The sequence below is a fragment of the Humiphilus diazotrophicus genome, assembly GCF_059726315.1.
On record NZ_AP040870.1, the window covers coordinates 6,223,047 to 6,245,093 of the forward strand.

Below are 22,047 nucleotides of genomic sequence, written 5' to 3' on the forward strand. Positions count from 1 at the left end.
GGCCTGCATATACTTCTAATGAACTCGATAGGTAAGAACGTGGAATCGGCCGGAGTTATCATCGAAGTCTCTTGATTCAAGCAACACCTCAAAGTAAGGCAAGCTTCCATCGGGCCTTTGAATCTTTGCCAGGAAGGGAAGAAGTGCCGAGTCGTCGAAGAGAAAATCGGTGATGGTTTCTGTGCCAGGAAGGTTCGAGCCTTCAAGGATCAGGACTTTGCCTGTCCCGCTCAGATTCGGTAACAGTGCCAGCACTCCAAGTACTCTTTGTTTCGGATCCGTGGCGGAAGCGGAGTAGCGGGATTCTTCCCCTGCCTGAGGATGACGGTTTACGAAGCTTGCTGTGTGGCTTTGATTGTCAACTTCTTTATAGAAGTTCATCTCCGGCTCGAAAAGCTCCAACCACGGATTTGCATCACGAGCTCCAGAGAGGATCAGATTTCCCTCCTTCAGGTCGCTCATGTGAATATCCCGCGCATAGCGGACCGCGATGTTACCCGGATGTCCTGTCGGCAATTGATCGAGACGATGAACGATCGTCAGGTCCACGAAGGAGGTATACCGTTTTTCCGCTATCGAAAGTGCTTCAGCTGCGGTTTCAGGTGTTAGTTTGCTTGTCCGTTGTTGGTAATCGTGATTGATATATTGCTTCAGCGTCGGAGAATTTTCTCCCATTGTGCTATCCGTGAATCGGTGAAGAAGGACAAAACTACTGTCTGCTGCTACAAAAATCGTCTTCTGATTTGGCGGCAAGAGCGTATTCCAAAGAGGATTTCTGTAGGCCTTCGTTTTTTCCGCTTCACGAACTGAGTGGAGGGTAAGGATCAGCAGAATTGCCAATACGAGGCAGACCGCTCCAAGGGTGCAGGTTAAGAGCAACAGAGGGTTCCTACGGTTAGGTTCTCGATGACCGTTGGAACTCACTAAAGTATCTACCACGTGAAGTGGTGCAGGGGCGACCGGTTTGTCTTGGAGGCTTTGCTCGAAATTGACAGCATAGCTGCCCTTAGGAATCAGCAGGCGCAGGCTTTCCTGGTTACCAACATCATTCGAGTATTGACTCACCTTTTGCCGCAGGCGAACCATGTGCGAACGGACAATTGTATCTACGGTTGGATCGAAGTCAGCCGGACGTTGAAAGACCTCAGCTGCGATTTTTTGTTCTGAGAGGTGATCGGCGTTTCCTCTCAGTGTTTGTTCGCATAGATAAAGGAGAAGCGTCGAGAGACGTTGGGATTTGCTGAGCAGAGGCGAAGCGGCAATGCGCTGTGCCAGCAGCCAACGCTCATCGCCCTCCAGATACTCCTCTTGCTCCCGTAAAGAAGAATCCAAGTCCATGGAAATTCTATTCGTCTCGATCATGGCCTGTAATGAGTAGACATGGAGTTGATGAATAGTTGATGAAAGCCGGGAAGTACATTCCCGCTATCTCCTTGAATGCAAAATCCTTAATTCTGTGTCACACATGTGTTTCACAGGCTTAGGCTCCTGCTGAAACTACTCTCTCCTGTAGCGGGGGGCTACGTTCAAGCTGCCATTCTTGCGAAAACGCAAGAGGCGGATTGGATTGGAGAGTCAGGAGATGCTACGAAAACTGCTTTTGAGCCTCGCGGTGGTGTTGCTGGCGATACCTCAGTTTGCGTTGGGTCAGGCGAATGCGGTAGATGCCGCAGTCGATGGTTATGTTCAGGATTCGTCAAAGCACGCAATCTCAGGCGCACAGATTTCGATTACCAATACTGCTACAAACGTTTCTCAGCAAGTTAGCACCGATAACGATGGCTATTACCGGTTTCCACTGCTGCCTGTCGGTACCTATCAGCTTGTAGTCAAAGCCCCCGGATTTGCAGGCCAAACTCAACAGGGAATTGTGTTGAGTGTCGGACAGAAGGGCCGCTTCGACTTCACCATGGAAGTGGGTAATACCTCCGAAACCGTTGAAGTACGGGGAGAGTCGGCGATTATCGACACGAGTTCCGCCAAGATTGGAGCGGTGCTTGATCGTCAGCAGGTCGAGAATTTGCCTATCCTCTCCCGCAACGTGTACAACTTCCTGCTGCTTTCGCCTGGCGTAATTGGCATTCCTACCAGTACTTTCAGTACGACGCAGTATACCTTTGGTGGAACGGAGCGTTCCCAGTGGAATCTCGACGGCCTCGACGATACGCAGCATGGCGGGAGCCGCCAAATTCGCCTGATCATTGTCACTCCCGAAGCTGTTGCGCAGACGCAGACTTTGGCCAGTGGATATTCGGCTGAGTTCGGACGTGCAGCCGGTGGGCAAATTAATGTTCTATTGAAGTCCGGAACAAATGAGTTGCATGGTTCTGCGCTGGGCCAATATCGGCCATTGGATCTTCAGGCCATTCCGACTCTTGCCAAAGCCCAGCCGGATCGTAGCTGGCATGACGAGGCATTTACCTTCGGTGGCCCAATTCGAAAAGACAAGCTGTTCTTCTTCGGGCAATTTGAAAACAATCCTTACACTCTGCCTCAGGCCATCACTATCACTTCCTCTAATGCAACAGCTTTAGGTCTACCCAACAATCAGATTGGCAATGCGCCCTTTGGCGAAACCTATCGTACGCTTGTTGGCAAAGTTGATTATTCGCTGAATCAGAAGAACAGTGGTTATGTGCGCTATGCGCGCTTTACGAATCATCAGCCGAATAATGCCAGCGGGCTTTCTATTGTCGATAGAGGATATCGCTACACCGATCATATGAATGGTGCCGGTGTTCAACTTGCGACGGTTCTTAATAGCAATTTGCTGAATGAGCTGCGTTTCGGAGTCATTCAGCGCGATGTGCAAAACGTTCCGTATGGCAATAGCGCAACAGACGGCAATGTCTGGATTAATATCAGCAGCGTCGCCAATATCGGCTATAACCCGGTTTCAAAGAATAGCAGCACGGAGAGAAGCAGCGAAATCCTGGATAATCTGACGTGGACTCACGGGCGGAGTACCTGGAAATTCGGTACGGATTTCGAGCACACTTTGTTTGCAATTCTGTCTTCGCAGGACCGGACTTACACCTTCAATGGATTGGCTGCCAGTAATGGAAGGCCAGCCGTAAGCGCATTGAATCAATATCTCAATACGAAGGCGGGGATCACCGATCCCGCAACCGGCTTGCCCTATACCTATACATACTTCACGGCGAATGCCGGCGATCCGACATTAAGGATTGCATTCAATTTCCTGAACTTCTTTGCACAAGATGAAATCCGTTTGACGCAGAGTCTTGTTGCAAATGTCGGTGCCCGTTATGAGGCAATCCTATTTCCGACCTTGGACAACCAGGCACCGTATGCATCCTCACGGACTGTTCCCGGAGATTACAGCGATATTGCTCCGCGCATAGGCATTACCTGGGCTCCAGGCCAGAAGCGAAAAACGGTAGTTCATGCCGCATATGGGATGTACTACGACGTTCCCGGCTTGAGTACTTTCTATAATGCCGCGCAGGTGAATGGCCATCGCTTACTGAGTTATCAGGTGGCAGGCGGAGCCTCTGGTGCCCCTGTATTCCCCAACGTTCCGACCTTTACTGGTTCGACATTTCAGGTGAAGCCGAGCATTACGGCTTTCGACCGCAATTTTCATAATACATATCAGCATCAGCTGAGCTTACAGATAGAGCAGGATCTAGGGGCCGATTTCCTGTTGACTGCCGGTTATCAGTTCGCAGCACAACGGCACGGACTCTACTACACCGATGTGAATCTCTCGAATACGGGAATTACCCTGGCAGATGGAAGGCCAATCTTCGCGGGCACTTCTTCACGCCCTAATACCAATTTCGGTGCGATCAATCTGATTCGTAGCGGGGCCGACACCAGCTTCAATGGGGGATTTTTAACCCTCACACGGCGCATGTCTCATGGTGTTGAATTCACGGTGAACTACATGTACTCCCATGCACTGGCGGACAATATCGGTGAAGGCGGTTCCGTTTCAGACCCCACCAACATTCACCGCGATTATGGCAACGCGGATAACGACACCCGCCATAACCTGGTGATTCAGGGCATTTATCAGACGCAGTTTGCGAGAGGGAGATGGAGCTGGCTGAATGGATTCGAATTGTCTTCCATGACGTTTATGAATTCCGGTTATCCCATCAACCAGATCTCCGGATTGGACCTGAACAAGGATGGTGTGACGAATGACCGTCCTCTGTTTGTCAGGCGCAACAGCCTGAGAGGTAGAGGTCTTTCCCAGGAGGATGCGGGCATCAAGCGATACTTTACGATTGCGGAACGGTATCGTTTGGCGGCCTTCGCCCAGGCCGAGAACCTATTGAATACGAACAACCTAAACTGCAACACGACGAGCGGCTGTACCGGTTCGGTGATTAACTCTGCCACGGCCAGTGATTTCGGAAGGCAAACCGCCGCTCGTACTTCCAGAAATGTTCAGGTTGGCATGAAGCTCACTTTTTAACAAAGCTGCGATTCATGGTGATGGCGAGATTTTCTCAGATAGAGCAGATCTCGCCCTCCCTGTGCATAATTTATGTGGTTACTACCGATTTTTCGGAATCTTTCTATGTGGCTTTCCTTCAAATCCTTTTAGGATACGTACGTGGACTTTCGAGCTTTCGAATACCTGACTTTTGACTGCTATGGAACTCTGATCGATTGGGAGACGGGGCTTTTACGATCTCTGCGCTCTATTTTTGTTCGGCATGGGGTCTCGGTCGGCGACGATGAGATCCTTTCCGCATATGCTGAATTGGAGAGTGCGGCTGAAGCCGGTCCTTATCGCAGATATCGTGAGATTCTGGAAGACATCGTTGAACAGCTTGGCATACAGTTCGGATTTGCCCCTAATGAGGTAGAACGAAGATCGCTACCTGAGTCCGTGGCCGGGTGGCTTCCGTTCGGCGATACTGTTCCTGCACTGAAAAAACTCAGCAAGCGTTTCCAGTTGGGTGTCATCTCGAATATCGATGACGATCTTTTTGCCGATACGGCACGGCTCCTGGAAGTTGAGTTCGATGGAGTTGTTACTGCTGAACAGGTTCGCGCCTACAAGCCTTCCTGCCGTAACTTCGAGGTAGCTCAGGAGCGTATGGGACTCCGTCGCGACAAATGGCTACATGTTGCGCAGAGCCGGGCGCACGATATTCTACCCACTCGCGAAATGGGGATCAGCAATGTGTGGGTCAATCGTCACTTTGGCAGAAGCGCCGGTGCCGTTTTGCCCGTCGAGGTCGAGCCGGATTTCGTCGTCAAGGATTTGAGCGAACTGGTTTCAGTCCTTCTATAGAGTTTTCGCCTATTTCTTTTCAACCTGGATAAATCAAAATTTGAGATAAGGATGAGCGGGTCTGAAATGACTCTCTGTCCCCCTATTGCAATCGGTTGCGAGTGTCTCGTGGTGATACAAGCGTCCGTAAATTGCAATTTGCAAAACCATGATGCGCTTGGGTTTGGTGTAGCTATCCCGGAAGTTTCCACCTATACTGGCTACGCGAACTGTTATGAGCTTCCTTTCAAAGCAATTTATTGACGTTATTGAGTGGACGGAGCAGGAAAAGGGCGTCCTATCTTACAACTATCCGACGGAAGACCGCGAGATTCAGAACGGAGCGAAGCTTACAGTTCGCGAATCTCAGATGGCAGTCTTTGTTAATGAGGGCAAGATAGCCGATACCTTCGGCTCCGGTCTCTACACCCTTACGACCGAGACTTTACCTCTTCTGACTAATCTTCGGAACTGGGACAAGATGTTCAAGTCTCCGTTCAAGTCGGAGGTCTATTTCATCTCGACACGAGTTCAGACCGATCAGAAGTGGGGAACTGCGACTCCGATCACATTTCGCGATAAGGAGTTCGGCGCAGTGAGGGTACGTGCCTATGGCATTTACTCTTTTCGGGTCAGCTATCCAAAGATTTTTTTTCAGCAGCTTTGCGGGACCTCTTCTATTTATCGCGTAAGCGATATTGAAGGGCAGCTGCGGAACATGATTCTTGGCCAGATGTCAGATGTTCTTGCCAGCAGCAACAACAATTTCCTGGATATGGCCGCCAATCAGGTTGAGTTTGGCCAGCAGATGCTTGTGGCTCTGCAGTCAAGCTTCACCGATCTCGGCTTGCACCTTGAGAGTTTTGTGGTCGAGAACATCTCTCTTCCCGATGAATTGCAGAAAGCCCTGGACCAGCGAATCACCATGAATATGGTTGGCGATATGGGCCGCTACACGCAATATCAGGTTGCACAGGCAATTCCCGCAGCGGCTGAGAATCCGAGCGGCTCCTTTGCAAACATGGGAATGGGGCTCGGTGCAGGGCTGGCAATGGCGCAACAGATGAATGCTGCCTTGCAATCGGCTGTGTCTCAGAATGCGAATCCTGTTCCAGCTCCAGCTCCGGCTGCTCCTACTCCAGCTGCGGCTCCCGCGCAAGGAGCGGCACCTGCCGCAGGAGGGCAGAAGTTCTGTATCAATTGCGGGCATACGATTCCACGCAGTGCGAAGTTCTGCCCTGATTGTGGAGGAGCTCAGCAATAATGACAGCCGGTGGGGCTATCGATAATTCTGCAGTGAAAGGAAGTGGGGTAGATCACTTTCCCTGTCAGGGATGCTCGGCAGGTATGATCTACGATCCCGCTTCCGGATCGATGAAGTGTCCGTACTGCGGAACTGTCAAGGAGGTAGCAAAATCAGCTACCACCGGTAGGCTCTCTAAACATCCTTTATTTCCAGCTCTTGCTGAGGAACACAATGATCCGGTCCAGCCTTTGAGCGAAAAGGCTTTGGAAGTCCATTGCGATACCTGTGGCAGCACGGTTGTTTTCGAACCACCGGAGGTTGCTGGTCTCTGCCCCTTTTGCGGTGTCGCATTGGTTGCGGAGGCGAAGGCTGCTGTGGCTCGCCTGGCTCCGGATGCGGTGCTCCCCGTCCAGATTGCAAAAGAGCAAGCGCAAGCCGAAGTCAAAGAGTGGCTGCGAACGCGCTGGTTTGCGCCGAATGCGCTTAAGCGGCTGGCAAGCCAGGAATCAATACAGGGCGTGTACTTGCCCTTCTGGTCTTATGATTCCGACACGTTCAGTAGCTATACCGGCGAACGTGGCGACCACTATTACGTGACAGAGACATACACGGAGACCGATAGCAGCGGAAACACCGTACAGAAGACGCGTGAGGTGCAGCACACCCGCTGGTCCTATGCCTCCGGGCGTGTGTCACTATCATTCCATGACTTGTTGATAGCAGCTTCGCGATCTGTCCAGAAGAAGAGATTGAAGGCTCTCGATCCCTGGGCTTTGGAAAAGCTGTGCGCCTACGACTCTGCTTATCTTGCCGGATTCAAGGCCCAGCACTATCAAGTTGAATTGTCCGATGGCTTTAAAGAAGCCCAAGTGATCATGGCAAGTTCCATTGATAGTGCTGTTCGAGATGACATTGGGGGCGATGAACAGCGCGTTTCTTCAGTCGATACAGAGTATCTGAATACTACATTCCAGCAGCAGCTACTCCCTGTCTGGATTGGGGCTTATCGTTTCCAGGGAGATACTTATCAGGTCGTTGTCAACGCGAGCACGGGAGAAGTGCAGGGCGAGCGGCCTTACAGCTTCTGGAAGATAACCTCTCTCATCTTCGCTGTTCTGGCGCTTATCATAGGTCTGGTTTTCTTTTACGACAGGCAATCTTCCGAACATGCTGTCCCTATTAATCAATCAACGCCCATCACTGTTCCTGCGGAGACGGCTCCCGAACCTCCACCAGCAGCCGTGCCTCAGCATCGAACTAAGTCTGGAGCAAGAAAACATCACGTAGCACGAAATCATCCCTCTTCCAGCTCAAGTTACTAGAGTACTCAGCCGATATCCGAAGAGTGAGAGTTTGCCCTGTGGCTTCTCTGCGAAGGAGAAGAAGGGGCAGCTTTTGTTGATTCTGTTGAGGTGCTCTCAGTATGCCAGACAGCGAAGCCTTTGAGTCACATCTTATTCCCTCAAAGACTCTTTGCCCCAATTGCTCCGCTAACATGAGCCGTGATGCTTCTGCGGAAGTGATGAAATGTCCCTATTGCGGAACCACAATTGCGGCTTCCGCGGCAGCTTGTTTATCGGATAACATCCCGCGGCACGATCTCGATAGTTCGCCTTTCTTCAAGGAGCCCGAAGGACAGGTCTCTGCACAGGACGAAGGTAAAGCAAACGCACTCCATTGCAATGGATGCGGCAGTACGATTGCTTATGATCCCAAGAAGGATGTAAGTGTTTGTCCCTTCTGTGGTTCGACGCAGATAATGAAGCAATCTCCTCCTGCATGTAGTCCAGATGGATTCTTACCGCTGAACTATACAAAAGAGCAGGCAGAAGCTGAGATCAAGAAGTGGCTCGCGACTCATTCCGATGCTCCCGATGAGCTCAAGAATGGTGCCTATGAGTTAACTCTGGAAGGAGCATATCTTCCTTTCTGGATCTTCGATGGTCTCACAAAAAATCACTACGAATGTAAGCAGCGTTCTACTTTTGACCATTCCTTAATCTTGAGCAAGTCCGGAGATCTGGATCTTCCTTTTCGTGACATCACGATTTTGGCGTTAGTTTCCCGTGCTCAATATGGAGAGAAGTTTCTTGGTGAATGGAGTTCACACGAAGCTATTCGCTATGAGCCAGGCACGGAAATGCCGCTCAATGTTCTGCAATACGATTTTGATCTACCTCAGGCGTTTCAGGAAGCCCAGCAAGAAATAATTCCCCTAATCAAGGAGGCCGCCTGCAAGCAAGTCGTAGGAGATGGAGTGGCGTTTTCTTCTGCGAATTCCAGCTTTCAAAAGGTTACCTTTCGTCTGATTCTTTTACCTGTCTGGATTGGAAAACTTCATTTGGGTAGTGCCACTTATCCAATCGTGTTGAATGGTTTTACGGGAAGTATTGACGGCGAGTATTCCAGGATTTTGGAAGTACTGTCTTCAAATCCCGCGTACAGGACACCTGTCGGACAAAAGGAGTATGACGTACCGTTTACGAAAATTATCCTTGGCTGCCTTATTGTTCTTGTTGCACTTGGCAGATGCCTGGTTTCGTGCAATCCCTATGTTCCCGATCATCGCGATATGGCTCCCTCGACTCCGGTTGTTCAAAGTGACCTAAGTGGAGAGGCGCCCGTGAAGCGTACTAAATCCGGAGCGTTGAAACACAAAGCGAAGAAGAGTTCGAGCAAGGCAAGTTCTGCAACTAAATACTAGACGGTTACCACTTACAGATGAGAGGGAGTTGTCATGTCAACGGGCAAAGATATTGAGCAAAGATCTTCCAGTTCGGAAATAAAAGATCGACTTCTATGTCCAAATTGCTCGGCTGGGATGACGTATGACTCCGGTAGAAAGGTAATGAAGTGCCCGTATTGTGGCACTACAACAGAGACTGCACAGGAAGAGTCTTCTGCCGATAAGCTTCCACGACACGATCTGCTTAGTTCACCTTTGTTCAACAAGGAAAAGGCCCTGCCGAAAGAAGCTCCTGACACGAGTAAGCTGAATGCGATTCACTGTTCTAAATGCGGAGGTTCCATCGCCTATGTCCAGGGAAGGGATGTGGCGTCCTGTCCGTTTTGTGGCTCACCTCATTTAACAAAGCCGTCGAATCCGGGACTTCCTCCCGATGGCATGCTGTGCAACCTTATTTCGAAAACACAGGCGGAAACGGCAATACGCAATTGGTTCAGCACCCGGCCCGGAGATCGCAAGCCGGAAATGACCGATTTGAAGGTCGAGAGCTGGTATGTGCCGTTCTGGGTCTTTGAAGGTGTGGCAAAGGTTCATTATGAATGCAAGCAGCGTTCTCAATATGACACCTCTCTCGTTTTGTCTTGTTCTGGAGATATGAACCTCCCGTTCAAAGATATCGCTGCATCAGCTGTAAGTTCGAAGGCGAGAGACTGGGATATGTTTTTCGGACGTTGGGATCCATCGAAGGCTGTTGCTTATAAAGAGGATTCCGATGAGCCGATGTATATTTTCCCCTACGGAATCGCTCTATCGCAGGCGTTCCAGGCTGCACAGCAGAAATTGCTTCCCACGATTAAGGAGGCGGCCTGTAAAGAAGTTGTTGGCGATGGAGTTTCTTTCGCTTCTGCGAAATCCGACTTCAAGGATGTAACTTTCCGGCAGATCTTGCTTCCCGTATGGATTGGGAGGTATTCCCTAGATTTCGGTAAACATGAGATTGCTGTGAACGGTATCACTGGACGAATCGATGGGGATTATTCCTGTGGCTCAGGGGCAAATCCGCTAGATTCCTGGTCCAGTCAGCCCGAAGATACGGATGAAGACAAGAGTGGCCTTATTCTCAAGATTGTTATAGGAACTGTTCTTGGCCTTATTATTGGCGCGCTGGGCCTACCGGGAGCTTGTAACAGCACTTCGACACAGACGGATTATTCTGCTCCTTCCAGACTGGATCGAAGTGCGGACACTGGTCCTGTTATCGATTCGGCACCTGTTGGCACTTCGGTCCAGACAACAACGGGGTCCAAACATAAGAAGAGAAGAGTATCTTCAACCATCGTTACGGTTACGCGATAGGCGGATTGTACCGATTCTAGATGTGAAATCCTGTATTGCCGGTGGCAACTGAAAAATATATAGACGGTCAGAGAGCATCATCGTAAACAGGATTTCCAGGCAGAGTTTCTGGCCTTTCCAGAGAAACCTCACAGCTTACGATTCCGATTCATGTGAGACTGAGCTTCGCCTCGGCCCTACGGGACGAGCCTCCTTTCATATCAACCAACCCAGGATTCCGCTTGCTCACGCTTCGCTTCATCCTGGGCTATGTTCGCCTACTCCCTCCGGGAGAGGAGAAATGCTGAAACTCTTCAACTTTACCTCTAGCGCAAAGCTTAGGGACATTCTATGGATCCAATCTCGTTTCGAAAATATATGGAGTTCGATGCTACGTCCAGGAGATGGCCTTCGACCTGTTTACAATCAAGGGATGAATTGTGTCGATGGTCATTCCGTTTTCCAAGCTCTTTCCGCGATGCTATTGCCGTTTATTTCGGAGAGCGATGACGGCTCCCATGATCTTGCTCATTTGCAGCGGGTTTGGAAAAACGCTTTGAAGATTCAAGCGGTAGAGGGTGGCGATATAGAAATCCTGGCAGCTGCTGCTCTATTGCATGACTGTGTCTCTGTTGAGAAGAATTCTCCACAGAGGTCGATGGCCTCGAGATTGGCAGCGCAGCGAGCATCCGAGATTTTGATGGATCAGGGGTGGGAATCTTCACGTGTGGTTCGGGTTGCTCATGCGATTGAAGCACATAGTTTTTCCGCCAATATTCCTCCGCAGACAATTGAGGCAAAGATCCTTCAGGATGCAGATCGTTTGGATGCGATCGGAGCCCTGGGTGCAGCCCGGTGTTTCTATACAGCCGGACGTATGAAGTCCAAGATGTACAATCCCGAAGATCCAAATGGTGAGCATCGGCCGCTGGACGATAACCGATATGCTATCGACCATTTCCAGCTGAAGTTATTCAAGCTTGGAAGCCGCTTCCAAACTGCAACGGGGAGCAAGCTGGCCGCGATTCGTCAGGAGAGATTACATCTGTTTCTCGAGCAGTTTCTGGACGAAATATAACCACGCTGTGCTAGATCTTTTAGGTTTAATCTACTGCAACTTTTGGATGGGGTAATGCAAGAGAATCGCTGGGTGGAGCTAACGCAAGAGGTTATTCGTTGTCGTGAGACATTGCTGCACAAGCCTGTTGGTGTCTCGATTTCGCGAGCTGAATTGTTATCGCTTGTAAACCGGGATCTTCCGGAGAACGGGGAATCCCCGGAAGTTGCGATCCGGACTTTGATTGAAGGTGTAGAACAGGGATTGGTTCAAAGCGGAAGCTCACGTTACTTCGGCTTTGTAATTGGTGGATCGACACCGGCCAGTGTGACTGCAGATTGGCTTACATCGATATGGGATCAAAATGCGCAAGTGTATAACACCTCTCCCGCCGCTTCCGTTATAGAGGAGATCGTCTCGCAATGGTTGCTGGAGCTGTTGGCTTTACCCAAAGAGGCCGGGGTGGGACTTGTTACCGGCGCGCAAATGGCTAACTTTACTGCTTTGACTGCAGCCAGAAATTCAGTATTAACGAAGCATGGCTGGAATGTTGCGGTCGAGGGATTGCAGGAATCGCCGCGGATTACCGTGATCTGTGGGGAATGTTGCCATGCAACCGTGCGCTCGGCGATTTACATGATGGGGCTGGGCGAGAAGAATATCCGATTCGTTCGAGCCGATAGCGAAGGCCGAATGGAGCTGGATGCATTCAAGAAAGCTCTGGACGCCTGTACCGGACCAACCATTGTCTGCGCTCAAGCCGGAAATGTGAATACCGGTGCTTTTGACCCCGTTGCCGAAATTGCTGCTTTGGTGAAAGAGCGGAATGGCTGGTTGCATGTCGATGGAGCCTTTGGCTTATGGGCGGCAGTATCACCAAAGTTGAATCATTTGATGGCTGGGGTGGGTGAGGCGGACTCCTGGGCGACAGATGCGCATAAGTGGTTGAATGTCCCATTCGATTCCGGGATCGTAATTATTCGTGATGCAAAAGCGCATCAAGGCATCAAGACTGCACGTTGTTCCTATGCGGGTTCGAATGATGGCGGGCATAGGGATGGTTCGCAGTGGGTTCCGGAAAACTCTCGTCGTGCAAGAGGCTTTGTGCTCTATGCAGCGTTACGGAACCTGGGAAGACAAGGTGTTCGAGAGATGGTTGAGAGATGTTGCGAGATGGCTCAGCTATTTGCTGCAGAGCTGTCTAGGCTTCCATGTGTGCATGTCGTGAATCATGTCGTGCTCAATCAGGTCTTGTGCCGCATCGATCCGAAGTTAGTGGCTGATACGGATGAATTCAATGTGCGTGTCGCACAGCGGATTCAGCAATCGGGGGTATGTTGGATGGGCACAACGGAATGGCGAGGACAGACGATGTTACGTATTTCTGTCTCAAATTGGGCTACATCGAGTGAAGATGTCCATCAATCGGTGATTTGCTTGAAGCAGGCTGTCGATGCGGAGTTAGGAGAATCTTCTTCGAGGTGATGGGCCAGTGCTCCGGCTGTAAGCCGTGGAGAAAGAGGACAGGCTCGAAAGCCGAGAAATATTGAGGTATCGGTATCCGGCGGCAGTGTCCCTGCAAGGATGTGGGTGCCCCATCTTCACGAGCGAAGCGAGTTAAGGTGGGACACCCGAAAGTTTCAATAACGGTATCCGGACAAAGCTTAATTTCAGTGTATTGCTCGGTTACCGATATGGGAGCCTCCGTTGACCCCACCTTAGCACGCTCCGTTTCACTTCGCGGCGAAGATGGGGCACCCGTCGATCTTCTCTGTCGCAAGCTATTATGAGTTCAACTTGTAATTAGTTATACAGAGATAGGAGTTGACCTTCGTGGTTCAGTAGCCAGCGTTTGCGTTCGATTCCACCTCCGTAGCCGGTCAGGGAGCCGTTGGCTCCGATTACGCGGTGGCAAGGCACCACAACTCCGATGGGATTAGCTCCATTTGCCAAGCCTACGGCTCGAACGGCAGATGGATTGCCAAGTTTGGCGGCGAGTTCCCCATAGCTGATTGTCCTTCCTGCAGGAATGGAGCGCAGGGCACTCCAGACGCTTTTCTGAAAGGCTGTTCCTTCCGTTGTGACAGGGAGCGTATCGATTGCCTGTAGATTCCCTTCGAAATATGCTGCGATAGCCATACTCAATCCAAAGGGATTCTTGACTGCGGTGAGGACATAGTTCTTTGCACCGTAATGCCGTGTAAGCAGGCGACTCATTCGATCATCGAAGTCTGTCCAATCAGTGGCACGCAGCCGGCCTTCCTCATCACAAATCAGAACCATATCGCCGATGGGAGTTGCCACAATGTCGGTAAGGAAGTGAAATTTCTCAGGCATAACGGGTCTCTACAAGATTTGTGATTTTGCCACTATCCATTGTCCATAGATACTGCGCTGCATATGCTCTCCACGGTCTCCATGCCTCTGCGCGTTCGATGAGCTGCGGTGCCGTGGGAAGGATGCCGTCGAGACAGGCTGCACCTCGCAAAATACCGATGTCGGTGGCAGGGAAAGCATCCGGTTCTCTCAACGCTCGAAGTGCAATGTACTGCGCTGTCCATTCTCCGATGCCGCGGATAGCGCGGAGTTGAGCAATGCTTTGTTCAATCGATCCCGTGGGATGGAAGAGACGCGGGTTCTCTACAACAGCTTGAGCGACAGCTTTCAGCGTCTGCTTTCTCGCGTTGGGCATGCCAATCTGAGTGAGATCGACACTGGCCAAACACTCCGCAGTCGGAAATGTCCGATTCAATCGTAGGTCGGAGATGTGTGGAACTACATCTCCGCAGAGTTGTACTAGTTTGCTTCCAAGTTGCCTGGCTGCTTCGACAGTGATCTGCTGACCAAGAACGGCTCGTATTGCGAGTTCAAAACCATCCCAACAGCCAGGGGTCCGTAGTCCGGGGCGCGCGGACACCAGTGTAGCGAGTCCGTGATCTTTTGCGAGATGGGCAGAGATCGCATCCACGTCGGCGCCCACGTCAAAGAGATGACGCACTCGCGTAACGATTTCTTGAAGTGTGCGAACGTCGGGGAATTGAATACTTGCGGTCAGGGCATTGCGATGCGGAGAATGTACGATCTCGATGGTGCCCTTTGCTTTCCTGGAAGAGATTGTGCGCCGGTAGTGCTGGTCCTCTACTATTTCCATGCCGGTAATAGCACGAGCTTTCAGGTAAGCGAGCATCGCATCCCAGTCGTACGGAGGCCGATACGAGATGTTCAGAACTACGGGCGGATGAGGCTGGTTTTCCGTTGTCGAAAAGATCTTTCTGCGGCGTAAGTCACGTGGTGGCCTATGGTAAAGAGATTGAAAGATGTCATTAAAACGACGTACGCTGCCGAATCCTGCAGCCATGGCGATCTCCGTCATGGTGAGCTGCGTGTCGTGTATGAGTTGCTTGGCGAAAAGTACCCGCCGCGTTTGGGCCACCGCAATGGGAGAAGCTCCTAGGTGCTGCTCGAAGAGCCTGCGCAATTGACGTTCTCCAATTCCGACATGAGTAGCAAGGGTTTCGACGTTGCCATCCTCCTGGTCCAGGAATCCTTGTGAGATAAGCGCAAGAGCGCGGGAAACGGTATTTGAGGTACCGCGCCAGCAGGCCAGCTCGGGTGAGATTTCAGGCCGGCAACGCAGGCACGCGCGAAAGCCTGCTTCCTGTGCTGCAGCGGAAGTAGGAAAGAATCGGCAATTCTCTCTTTTGGCGGTGCGTGCCGGACAGATCGGCCTGCAATAGATTCCCGTGGAGGTGACGCCGACAAAGATGCGTCCGTCAAAACGTGCGTCACGGGTCTGAAGTGCCCGGTAGCAGATATCGGGATCAAGCTGTTCCATACAGCTGTACTATGCCTTATCGGGAGATTGGTTTCTGGCCATTTTCGGACATGACCATCGGACAGGCCTTAGAGCATTTTAGGTCCTAGCCCAAGTTCGTCACGAGAAGGCGAAGAAAGGGTAATTTTCGAGGGTAAGTGGGATCTAAGGGCAAGTGAAATCAATGGTGGTGTAGTGAAAATGCGATGTAGTGCAGACCTACCCACTTGAAACAAAATAGAAACGTGTCAAGATGCGCGCAGGATGTTTTTGCGCGCCCATCAACGAAGCAAAGACGGCAAGGCACATACCTATTGGTCCCTGGTGGAGACGATACGCACGGCGAGTGGGCCACGGCAGCGCACGCTTTGCTATTTAGGCGAACTGAATGGCTTGGCGCAGACCCGGTGGTTAAAGACCATCGAGGTTTTCAACGAGCAAGGAGAAAGTCGTCAGCTGCAGTTATTCGCTGCCGATCAAGCTCCCGCAGGAGAAGGCGAACAAGTTGTAGCGGTGCGAGTCGATCAGGTTCGTTTGGAGCGGACGCGGCGCTTTGGGGAGTGTTTCTTAGGGTTGGAATTGTGGCGGCGCTTAGAGCTGGATGATTTCTTTGCTACGACGGTGGATCGAAACGAAGAGCAGGTAGAGATCCCCTGGTCGAAAGTTGCAGCCCTGCTGGCCATCAATCGGCTGTGTGCTCCCGGCAGTGAGTTAGCCATAGAACAACGCTGGTTTCCCTCCACCGCCTTGGATGACCTGCTGCAGATCGAAGCCGACAAGATCAATGACACCCGTTTGTATCGTTGTCTGGATCGGCTCTTGCCGTACAAAGGGAAGTTGGAACAGCATCTGCGACAACGCTACGGAGAACTGTTTTCTGCTGAATTCGATATCTTGCTCTATGACTTAACCAGCAGCTATGTGGAAGGCGCGGCAGAGCGAAATCCGATGATGCAGCGCGGCTATTCGCGAGATCATCGGCCTGATTGCAAGCAGCTGGTCATTGCCCTGGTGGTCAATACCGAGGGTTTTCCTCTCAGCTATGAAACCTTCAACGGCAACCGCGCCGATGTTAGCAGTCTGGAAGCGGTGGTGCGCATGGTGGAGCGCAAATACGGCAAGGCGCGGCGGGTATGGGTCTTTGATCGCGGCATCATCAGTGAAGAAAATCTGCAGATGCTACGCCGCCATCACGGCCAGTATTTGGTGGGCACGCCACGTAGCAAGCTGAAGCAGTTCGAGCAAGCACTCTTAGCCCAAGACTGGACCAAGGTGCGTGAGGATGTCGAGGTCAAACTGCTGCCTGTCGGCGAAAACCAGGAAACTTTTATCCTCTGCCGTTCCATGGCGCGACAACAAAAAGAGAAGGCTATCCGCAGCCGTTTTTCCCTGCGCATGGAAAAAGCTCTGACAGGGTTACAAAAACGTATCGCTACGGGCAAGCTTACGGATCGCAATAAAATTGAACGCCATTTAGGCAGTATCCAGGCACGCCACCCGCAAGTGGCCGATCTTTACCGCATCCAGGTTCTCGCAGAAGCAGGCAAGCTGGAGTTGCAGTGGGAACTTGATCCGCAACGTCGCGCTTGGCAACAAGCGCGCGAAGGCGCTTATTTGCTGCGCACCAACTTACCCGCCTCGGATCCGGAGCAACTATGGAAAAGCTACATCCAGCTAACGGAGGCCGAAGCAGTATTTCGCGCTCTGAAAAGCGAACTATCGATACGGCCTATTTATCATCAACTGGAGCCGCGTACCAAGGCCCATGTCCTGGTCGCTTTCTTAGGCTATGCCCTGTGGGTCACACTGAAACATCTGCTTAAAGCGCATGGCTCGACTCTATCTCCGGCACAAGCTCTCGCTCTGGCCTCAACCCTGCATAGCGGCGATATCGTTCTGCCAACCACAGATGGTCGTCAGATCCGCCTGCGCCGTGTCACCCAACCAACTCCAGAACTGCAAATGCTCTTTCGTCAACTGGCTATCACCGTCCCTGACCGGTTACATTTTGATCGCGAATGTAGTGCAGACTTTGCTCTTGCCTAGACTGATCTTAAAGAACTTAACCCTCTTTCATCCCTTCTCGTGACGAACTTGGGCTAGCATGGTCCCTACAACAAAGCCTGAACTGTCCGATTCCCAAGGTTCAATTCTAATGGCGATATCGGTAGCCGGAGGACTTGCGAGCCTCCGGGGTTTCCTATCTGAACAGGCAAAGCGAGCTAAAGTGGTTTTCGTAGCTCGTCGAAGATGACCTAAGCTCGTCCGATTAACTCCTTGGGAGCCCGCTTCTTCCAGGCACTACGCATGGCTTCTTCCAGCGTTTTCTGTGTAATGGACGCGAGGAGCACCCGTGTTGAACCTTTTCGGCCCAGGCCTCCAGGAAGAGGAGAGAAAATCTCCGGAGCGGTCTTTAGTAATTCGGACTGCTGGTTTTCATCCAGGAACAATACTCCGTATCCTTCTTCTTCAAGAGATAGGTTTGCGAATATTTTGCCGGCTATACGGAACTCCGGATGCCCTTGATGCGCGGCTGCGGTAGCTTCCGGCATACTGAGGGCGATTCGTCTAAAGTCTTCTGCTGTCATCGATTTTCCCACTGAAGTGTTTCTTTCATTCTATTTCTTCTTACATTGAGAAAGCTCATATGATGCATGAAAGATCACGAATGCAGCAAGAGAATCAATGCCATCCGGCAGTTAAGGGCTGCTCTTATCAGGAAATCACGTTTGCCCAAACTAGAGATAGATTGAAGTCTCAACTGCCTGCCAAATTCAATCAGCTCTGAACGTGGGTATCTGTTGATAATTTCCCCGTAAGCTCTGCGACGATTTCGAATGAGCGTAGCCTGTCACGGTAATCGTAGACATTTGTCGTCAGGATAAGTTCCTGAACCTCTGTCTTCTTGATGAAATCCTCCATCTGCTGCCGGACGGTTTCGGGATCTCCGACAATAGCCGCTCGAAATCTGCTTGTGACCAGAGCTTCTTCTTGAGGTGTCCAGTCCAATTTCTCTACTGGTGGCATGAGCGGTCTGGGATGATTGCGGATCAGGTTCAGAAATCCTAATTGCGCGGTTGTAGCCAAATGGCGGGCCTGTTTGTCGGTATCTGCTGCGATAAGGGGAACACCTGCCATGGCATAGGGCTCTTTCAGTATTTTGGAGGGATGAAAGCTGTCGCGATATATCTCCAGAGCTGGAAGCAGATTATCGGGTTGGAAGTGGCTGGCAAAAGAGAAGGGAAGTCCCAGCTTACCAGCGAGATGCGCACTAAAGCCGCTTGATCCAAGTAGCCAGATAGGGATGTTCGAGCCTGCTCCCGGAAAGGCCGAGACCAACTGCTCCGGACGGGCAGGGCTGAGAAATCCACGAAGTTCCGCAAGCAGAGCAGGAAATTCCTCATCTGGATCTATCCGAAGAGTTCGACGCAATGCTTGTGCCGCTGCCTGATCTCCTCCTGGTGCCCGCCCCAAGCCCAGATCTATGCGCCCAGGATAAAGTGCTTCGAGAGTCCCGAACTGCTCCGCGATAACAAGCGGAGCGTGGTTGGGCAGCATAATGCCACCTGATCCAACACGGATTGTCGATGTCCCACCAGCAACATATCCAATGAGAACCGATGTTGCGGAACTGGCAACACCAGGGATGTTGTGATGTTCTGCAAGCCAGAACCGCTTGTATCCCCATTGCTCTGCATGCTGTGCTAATTCGAGGGTATTGCGGAAAGATTCCGAAGCCGTGCCGCCCTGACGAACAAAGGCGAGATCGAGAATAGAGAGGGGGGTACGCTCAAGTCTGGTCTGCTGTTGCACTATGCTGCTCCCTTGTGAAAAGCCGAACACCTAATTTGGATGTTGGAGGGTAGAAGTCAGCTAGATTTTGTTTCATGGCAAAGACGGCCCTCGCAAGAGCCATAAGCCTGGTGGAGATTCAGCTTCGGGGAATAACGAATTTCAGTGCCGTATGTGTTTCGGAGAAACGACAGACTTTAATGTCCTTTAGTCCTGCATCCAGTCCCGCTTTTCTTACATCGGCTTCCCGGATCGCTGTAATCCCTTTGGGATAGATCACCCATAAGCCAGCGTCTTTCGCCATGACGAGGCGGAGTCCAGGAACTTCTTTGAGCGTACTTACGGAATCAGCCAGGAAGAACAGAAGCCTGGCGTCAGCACCGTTCTTGACTCGTATGGCGCCAGACTGCAAAGCCTCCTCTACAAAGGCTTTGGACAGTCCCTGGCAATAGATAGAAACGCCAGTATGAATGCCAAGTTTATCAAGCAGGCTTTTGGGCTGAAGTAGCTTTAGCTTCCACTTCTCAGCCTCCTTCTTCCCCAGGCAGAGTCGCAATTCTTTCGGAGACTCGATCTGAGTTTTGACAACCAGCCAATCATCGGCGGTCTCAATCTGGTGAATCTCCGAACGTAAGAGCCGAATACGCTCTTTTTGCTTGCCTGTTTTTATTGGACGAAAGAGAAGTTCTTCAGATTCAAGGAGCGCTTTACCTTCAAGCACTTTGCCATCGCATTCCGCTTTGCACAAAAGCTCACTGCCCATGGACTGATCTCCTCCGCGCAATTTGGATTTACGGCTATGAAGTCTCTTCGTTACAGAGCAAGGCCACTGTGTGTCCCTTAGTCTTCCCTCAGTCGTGGCAGGAAGAGTGAAAACACTGATCCCGAATTTCCCGGTTGTGTGGAGCTATGAACTTGCAACCGGCCACGATGTTTTTCAACGATGCCTTTAGAGATCCAAAGACCGAGGCCTGTTCCGTGAATGCCCTTGGTCGTGAAGAAGGCATCGAAGATCTGCCGTTTGGCTTCCTTGGTAATTCCACATCCGGTATCTCCCACGGTGATTCTTATTCCACTACGGGATGTGCCCCATTCGGTTGCTTCGTGACTGCGAACCAGGACAGCGCCACCGGTTTTTGTCGCGTCCAGAGCGTTGCTGATGAGATTATTCAAAACCTGCCGAATATCGTTTTCCAGGCAGAGAATAGGCTCCACTGATTCGTGTTCCTCTCTAAGCGTGATTCCTGAATTTGCTAAGCGTCCTTGATAAACGGCAATGATTGGCTTCAGCAGCTCTGTAGGCGTTACCCAGGTGGGTCTTGTCGATTGGCGATGAAAACGTAGTGTCTGCGAGGCTATTTGCGAGACTCGGGACAATTCCTTGTCTGCCAGTTGTAACAACTCGCGCGCCTGGTCTGGTACTCCAGGTAATGCTGTCGCGATGTAAATCAGATTGGTTACTGCTTCCAGCGGATTATTAATTTCATGAGAAATGGAACTAGCAAGGCGGCCGACAGCAGCCAGCTTTTCGCCCTGTATTAGAGCCTGCTCCGCTCTCTTCTGCGCCGTAGTTTCAAAGACAACCGCGCTGATGGCCTGAACAACTCCCTCGCTATTGAAGATGGGAGAATAGCTGACAGTCCAATAACGATGAACTCCTGGCTGGCCCGGGAGTTCGCCTTCCAGAGCGAAATTTCTGATTGCCTCTCCCTTTGCCACTCTGCGAAATAGCGGCTCGACGACCTTGACGAGGTCCGGCGCAATCTCTCGAAAGCGATGGCCGATGATCTGATCCGCTGGCAGTCCGATGATACCTGCCTGCGTATCGTTTACCCTCACATAGCGGAATTCATCAAGGCTGAAGAGCGCGAGCCCCACTGGGGCCGTTCTGTAGATGGTTTCCAGTTCTGCCCACTGGCGTTGAATTGCGCTTCTAATTCTCTCCAGAGCAGACTCAGCTTGTTTGAGTTGCGTGAGATCAGTGATGAAAGAAGCAACTTCCGTAGCACCTTCCTGTTGCTCGGAAATGTAGCTGGCACCGAGAAGCACAGGGATCTGGCGACCATCCTTTGCCAGATATACCTTTTCGTAGGGCTGGCAGGTTCCGCGTGTACGCAACTGTTCATAAGCGCGTTGATCGATTTCGGCGTATTCCGGGGGAGTAATTTCATCTCCTCTTAATTGACCGATGCCTGCTTCGTCCTTGCTGTAACCGAGTAACTTGAGAAGGCTGGGATTTACATAACTAATGTTTCCATCCAAGTCACTGATGGTGATACCAATACTGGCTGTCTCTACCAAGCGCCGAAATCGTCGTTCGCTTTGCTGTAGTGCCTGCTCGGCTTGTTTCCTATCGGAGATGTCGGTGAGCAAACCCACCAGGCGTTCAACCTTGTTGTTGTGTGTGAGTGGACGGCCCGTTACTGCGATCCAGCGCTGCGAGCCGTCAGGCCTTTGGATTCGCATTTCGAATTCGAGATTGCAGCCGGTTTTGAGCGCTTCCTCGACAAGGTCAGAAACACGTGGGCGGTCTTCGGGATGAATTTGTCCGAGAGTCTTCTCCAGATTCAGATCGTGCAAGGAATCTTCGTATCCAAAGAGCTCGGCAACACGTGGCGTAATCTCGATTCGATTGCCACCGGGATCGTAAGCCCATGCTGCAAACAAACCGGCCTGCAGAGCAAGGAGCAGACTAATTTCCGTTTCATGTGAATTCTGTTCGGAGCGATCTTGTGCCTCCGGCTCCGGATACAACTCCATAGCTTGCAGGTTGGAATCGTCCATCGGAAACAGCCTCACTGAGTCGACCTCGGAAATACCTGAAATTTAGAACTCTCATAGCAGCGGAATGTCGATACACAAC

The 22,047-nt window shown here is 51.2% G+C and carries 16 protein-coding genes; 9 read left to right on the forward strand and 7 right to left on the reverse strand.

Features of this window, described 5'->3' with window-relative positions:
• Positions 1 to 15: 15 nt before the first annotated feature.
• The gene (locus AC6I7T_RS25345) at positions 16 to 1,338 is read right to left on the reverse strand and encodes a hypothetical protein (RefSeq protein WP_497790555.1); all 1,323 of its coding nucleotides are present in this window, start codon (positions 1,336 to 1,338) and stop codon (positions 16 to 18) included.
• Between the two features lie 244 nt (positions 1,339 to 1,582).
• Here AC6I7T_RS25345 and AC6I7T_RS25350 point away from each other — a divergent pair, with 244 nt between their 5' ends.
• From AC6I7T_RS25350 to AC6I7T_RS25385, 8 genes are all read left to right on the forward strand, one after another.
• Positions 1,583 to 4,447, forward strand: a complete 2,865-nt coding sequence (locus AC6I7T_RS25350; protein ID WP_497790556.1) for a TonB-dependent receptor — start codon at positions 1,583 to 1,585, stop codon at positions 4,445 to 4,447.
• Positions 4,448 to 4,588: 141 nt separating this feature from the next.
• Entirely contained in the window at positions 4,589 to 5,275 is a 687-nt protein-coding gene (locus AC6I7T_RS25355; protein WP_497790557.1) for an HAD-IA family hydrolase, read from the forward strand.
• A gap of 214 nt (positions 5,276 to 5,489) precedes the next feature.
• Entirely contained in the window at positions 5,490 to 6,518 is a 1,029-nt protein-coding gene (locus AC6I7T_RS25360; RefSeq protein ID WP_497790558.1) for an SPFH domain-containing protein, read from the forward strand.
• Entirely contained in the window at positions 6,518 to 7,822 is a 1,305-nt protein-coding gene (locus tag AC6I7T_RS25365) for a hypothetical protein (protein WP_497790559.1), read from the forward strand. The genes AC6I7T_RS25360 and AC6I7T_RS25365 overlap by 1 nt, the downstream gene beginning before the upstream one ends.
• Before the next feature lie 101 nt (positions 7,823 to 7,923).
• Positions 7,924 to 9,204, forward strand: coding sequence for a TFIIB-type zinc ribbon-containing protein (locus AC6I7T_RS25370; RefSeq protein ID WP_497790560.1), 1,281 nt, complete (start codon positions 7,924 to 7,926; stop codon positions 9,202 to 9,204).
• Between the two features lie 144 nt (positions 9,205 to 9,348).
• A complete protein-coding gene (locus tag AC6I7T_RS25375) occupies positions 9,349 to 10,542 on the forward strand; it encodes a TFIIB-type zinc ribbon-containing protein (protein WP_497790561.1) in 1,194 nt (397 codons plus the stop codon).
• A gap of 280 nt (positions 10,543 to 10,822) precedes the next feature.
• Complete coding sequence (locus AC6I7T_RS25380) at positions 10,823 to 11,599, forward strand: HD domain-containing protein (protein WP_497790562.1); 777 nt, start codon at positions 10,823 to 10,825, stop codon at positions 11,597 to 11,599.
• A 54-nt stretch (positions 11,600 to 11,653) separates the two neighbouring features.
• Positions 11,654 to 13,063, forward strand: coding sequence for a pyridoxal phosphate-dependent decarboxylase family protein (locus AC6I7T_RS25385; RefSeq protein ID WP_497790563.1), 1,410 nt, complete (start codon positions 11,654 to 11,656; stop codon positions 13,061 to 13,063).
• Positions 13,064 to 13,381: 318 nt separating this feature from the next.
• Here AC6I7T_RS25385 and ogt read toward each other — a convergent pair whose 3' ends face one another.
• Both ogt and AC6I7T_RS25395 read right to left on the reverse strand, forming a co-directional pair.
• On the reverse strand, positions 13,382 to 13,915 hold the full coding sequence (gene ogt, locus AC6I7T_RS25390) for a methylated-DNA--[protein]-cysteine S-methyltransferase (protein WP_497790564.1): 534 nt from the start codon (positions 13,913 to 13,915) through the stop codon (positions 13,382 to 13,384).
• Positions 13,908 to 15,413: a DNA-3-methyladenine glycosylase 2 family protein gene (locus AC6I7T_RS25395; protein ID WP_497790565.1), complete on the reverse strand. Its 1,506-nt coding sequence runs from the start codon at positions 15,411 to 15,413 to the stop codon at positions 13,908 to 13,910. The genes ogt and AC6I7T_RS25395 overlap by 8 nt, the downstream gene beginning before the upstream one ends.
• A 243-nt stretch (positions 15,414 to 15,656) precedes the next feature.
• Between AC6I7T_RS25395 and AC6I7T_RS25400 the strand changes: the two genes are divergently transcribed.
• A complete protein-coding gene (locus AC6I7T_RS25400) occupies positions 15,657 to 17,438 on the forward strand; it encodes an IS1634 family transposase (protein ID WP_497790566.1) in 1,782 nt (593 codons plus the stop codon).
• A 209-nt stretch (positions 17,439 to 17,647) separates the two neighbouring features.
• Here the strand turns inward: AC6I7T_RS25400 and AC6I7T_RS25405 are convergent, their stop codons facing one another.
• From AC6I7T_RS25405 to AC6I7T_RS25420, 4 genes are all read right to left on the reverse strand, one after another.
• A complete protein-coding gene (locus AC6I7T_RS25405; protein WP_497790567.1) occupies positions 17,648 to 17,980 on the reverse strand; it encodes an MmcQ/YjbR family DNA-binding protein in 333 nt (110 codons plus the stop codon).
• Between the two features lie 190 nt (positions 17,981 to 18,170).
• Positions 18,171 to 19,205 (reverse strand): LLM class flavin-dependent oxidoreductase, encoded by a 1,035-nt coding sequence (locus AC6I7T_RS25410; RefSeq protein ID WP_497790568.1) that lies wholly within the window; start codon positions 19,203 to 19,205, stop codon positions 18,171 to 18,173.
• Between the two features lie 118 nt (positions 19,206 to 19,323).
• Entirely contained in the window at positions 19,324 to 19,947 is a 624-nt protein-coding gene (locus AC6I7T_RS25415; protein WP_497790569.1) for a hypothetical protein, read from the reverse strand.
• Positions 19,948 to 20,024: 77 nt separating this feature from the next.
• Complete coding sequence (locus AC6I7T_RS25420; protein WP_497790570.1) at positions 20,025 to 21,968, reverse strand: PAS domain S-box protein; 1,944 nt, start codon at positions 21,966 to 21,968, stop codon at positions 20,025 to 20,027.
• Positions 21,969 to 22,047: the final 79 nt, after the last annotated feature.

Coding starts and splice junctions, on each gene's coding strand:
- AC6I7T_RS25415 (WP_497790569.1), bottom strand. CDS start 19,947: ATGGGCAGTGAGCTTTTGTGCAAAGCGGAATGCGATGGCAAAGTGCTT.
- AC6I7T_RS25400 (WP_497790566.1), top strand. CDS start 15,657: ATGTTTTTGCGCGCCCATCAACGAAGCAAAGACGGCAAGGCACATACC.
- AC6I7T_RS25420 (WP_497790570.1), bottom strand. CDS start 21,968: ATGGACGATTCCAACCTGCAAGCTATGGAGTTGTATCCGGAGCCGGAG.
- AC6I7T_RS25350 (WP_497790556.1), top strand. CDS start 1,583: ATGCTACGAAAACTGCTTTTGAGCCTCGCGGTGGTGTTGCTGGCGATA.
- ogt (WP_497790564.1), bottom strand. CDS start 13,915: ATGCCTGAGAAATTTCACTTCCTTACCGACATTGTGGCAACTCCCATC.
- AC6I7T_RS25405 (WP_497790567.1), bottom strand. CDS start 17,980: ATGACAGCAGAAGACTTTAGACGAATCGCCCTCAGTATGCCGGAAGCT.
- AC6I7T_RS25365 (WP_497790559.1), top strand. CDS start 6,518: ATGACAGCCGGTGGGGCTATCGATAATTCTGCAGTGAAAGGAAGTGGG.
- AC6I7T_RS25395 (WP_497790565.1), bottom strand. CDS start 15,413: ATGGAACAGCTTGATCCCGATATCTGCTACCGGGCACTTCAGACCCGT.
- AC6I7T_RS25360 (WP_497790558.1), top strand. CDS start 5,490: ATGAGCTTCCTTTCAAAGCAATTTATTGACGTTATTGAGTGGACGGAG.
- AC6I7T_RS25370 (WP_497790560.1), top strand. CDS start 7,924: ATGCCAGACAGCGAAGCCTTTGAGTCACATCTTATTCCCTCAAAGACT.
- AC6I7T_RS25380 (WP_497790562.1), top strand. CDS start 10,823: ATGCTGAAACTCTTCAACTTTACCTCTAGCGCAAAGCTTAGGGACATT.
- AC6I7T_RS25385 (WP_497790563.1), top strand. CDS start 11,654: ATGCAAGAGAATCGCTGGGTGGAGCTAACGCAAGAGGTTATTCGTTGT.
- AC6I7T_RS25375 (WP_497790561.1), top strand. CDS start 9,349: ATGAAGTGCCCGTATTGTGGCACTACAACAGAGACTGCACAGGAAGAG.
- AC6I7T_RS25345 (WP_497790555.1), bottom strand. CDS start 1,338: ATGGACTTGGATTCTTCTTTACGGGAGCAAGAGGAGTATCTGGAGGGC.